Here is a 2,782-nt window from a genome sequence, read left to right on the forward strand (position 1 = left end):
GTTGAAACCCCCATACCTTTATTAAAAGATATGGGGGTTTGTCAACACTCTGAGAGAATCATTTGATTCTCTTTTCTTTATTCACTAAATACAAAGCGAATACAATAAAAAATAATGCCAGTATACTTTGAATTGAACAAGCTTGTTTTAATTCTTGTAAAAGAAGGGCTGAAATAACAACTCCAAAGATTGGAGTCAAGCAACCATAAATACCAATTTTACTGACCGGATTATTAGCTAACAATAAACCCCACAATGTATATGCCACCGCCGATATAAAAGCCAAATAAAATAAAACAAAATAAATTTTAATTCCTGAAAAATGAATCGATGCATTCATGAATAAGGAAACAAAAATTAAAGCAATTCCACCTGCTAAAAACTGATATCCACTTAATAATACGGGATCATTGTCTTTGGAAAACAAATGAATAAAACAGGCTGATAATGAATAACAAATTTGTGAACATAAGACAAGTCCATCTCCAATAAAAGATACATTCATTTGATTTGTTAGATTCATACAAACAATGCCTGCCAATCCCATACAACAACCAATGAATTTATTCCTTGTCAGTTCTTCTTTTTTAAAAATATAGACGGAAAACAACAAAGAAAGTAAAGCCCCTGTTCCAGTGATAATAGCAGCATTGACACCAGTTGTTCTTGATAATCCTAAATAATAGAAAATATATTGTCCAAAAGTTTGAAACAAAGCAAGGATTAAAATAGGAGTTATATTCTTTTTCTGTGGAATTATCAATTTCTTTTGAAGAAAAGATTGAATCAAAATCACTAAAATTCCAGCCAAAGTAAAGCGAAGACCCGCAAATAAAATTAAATTTTCACTTTGAGTAGCATCTATGTGCAGTAATTCGTATCCTATTTTGATAAAAGAAGGGGCACATCCCCATAAAAACGTTGAAAACAATGCCAATAACAGAACAGTACTTGTTTTTGATAAATTTAATTTAGCCTTCATTTTTTTCTTCTAACTCCATCCATCGCATTGTGCAATCCTCTAATTCCTTTTCTAATTCATTTCTTTTTTGGCATAAAAAAGACATGTATTCAAAATCTGTCACAGTATTCATTTCATTATTAATTTGTTCAATATTTTTTTCTAATTTAGGAATACGAAGATTGATATTTTCTAATTCTTTTTTTTCTTTATATGTTAAAGAAACTTTTTTTGTTTTCCATTCCTTTTTTTCTTTTGGAATATAACTTTTTTCATTTTTCACACAAGCCATATAGTCAGAATATCCACCAGGATATCTATGAATTTTTTGATTTTCATATACAAAAACCTGATCACATACACGATCTAAAAAATATCGATCATGGCTTACAACAATCACAATGCCATTAAAAGAATCTAAATAGTCTTCTAACACTTCCAGTGTTAATATATCTAAATCATTTGTGGGTTCGTCCAATAACAAAACATTTGGCGATTGCATTAAGACATTACATAAATACAATCGCTTTCTTTCTCCTCCAGATAAACGATCAATAGTTGTATATTGCATCTTTTTATCAAACAGAAATTTTTCCAGCATTTGACTTGCCGTTATTTTTGTGTTTCCATCTTGAATAATCTTACTTGTTTTTTCAATATAATCAATAACACGCATATTCAATACATCATTTAGATCATTTTGCTTGAAATATCCAATGGATACTGTTTCTCCATAAGAGATTGTTCCTTGAACGGGTTTCAATTGTCCTGCAATTATGTTTAATAAAGTAGATTTTCCGCATCCATTTCTTCCAATGATTCCTACACGATCATTCCTTAAAAAATTATAAGAAAAATCTTGAAATAAGAATTCATTAAAACCAAATGAAATATTATTTAATTCAATTGTTTTCTTTCCTAATCGCTTTGAAGTATTTGAAATAGACAACACTGCATCTTGTGATTTAAATCGCTGTTGACGTAATTCCTCAAAAGCATTCAATCGTGCCTGTGACTTTGTGGAACGAGCTTGACAACCTGCTTTTACCCATGCTAGTTCTTTTCGATATAGATTTTTATGTTTTTGAATGGCTTTTTCTTCGATTTCAATTCGTATTTCTTTATTTTCCAGATAGGTTTCAAATTTTCCATTATGCACATAAAAATCTCCCTGATCTAATTCAAATATTATTGAACAAATTCGATTTAGAAAATAACGATCGTGTGTAACCATAACAATAGAACATTTTAATTTTAATAAATAGTTTTCCAGCCATTCAATCATTTCATTGTCTAAATGATTTGTTGGCTCATCAAGCAACAATAAATCGCATTGCGCAATTAAAGAACATGCAATCGATAATTTTCTTTGTTGACCTCCCGACATTTCTTGAATATTTTGAACAAAATCAAATAGACCTAATTTAGTTAAAATAGATTTTATTTCAAAATCTTCTTTAGGATGATTATTTTGTTTATTTATGTATTTAATTTCATCCCAAATGTTTGATTTTGTAAAGTTTGGTTTTTGTGATAAATAATAAATTTGTAGTCCATTTTTCTTTATGAATTCACCATTATCAGATGGTTCAATGTCAGCAATCATTTTTAATAATGTACTTTTACCAGTTCCATTAATACCTACTAAAGCAATTTTTTCGTTTTCTTCAATTGTAAAGCAAGCATCTTTTACAATCCATTTATCATTGATTTTCTTTTGTAAATGATTGACACTTAATAACATTGGTCTCTCCTTCCTATAAAAGAAAAAGTGAAGTAGAAATCTACTTCACAAATTCAACAATAGCCATTGGAGCAGCA

The 2,782-nt window shown here is 29.1% G+C and carries 2 protein-coding genes; both read right to left on the reverse strand.

Annotated elements, in window-relative coordinates; genetic code table 11:
• Positions 1–58: 58 nt before the first annotated feature.
• Positions 59–982 (reverse strand): DMT family transporter, encoded by a 924-nt coding sequence (locus ACI32A_RS02700; protein WP_439753484.1) that lies wholly within the window; start codon positions 980–982, stop codon positions 59–61.
• Positions 972–2,705, reverse strand: a complete 1,734-nt coding sequence (locus ACI32A_RS02705; protein ID WP_439753485.1) for an ABC-F family ATP-binding cassette domain-containing protein — start codon at positions 2,703–2,705, stop codon at positions 972–974. The genes ACI32A_RS02700 and ACI32A_RS02705 overlap by 11 nt, the downstream gene beginning before the upstream one ends.
• Between the last annotated feature and the right edge of the window lie 77 nt (positions 2,706–2,782).

This window comes from Floccifex sp., assembly GCF_051873555.1.
Classification (GTDB): Bacteria; Bacillota_I; Bacilli_A; order Erysipelotrichales; family Erysipelotrichaceae; genus Floccifex.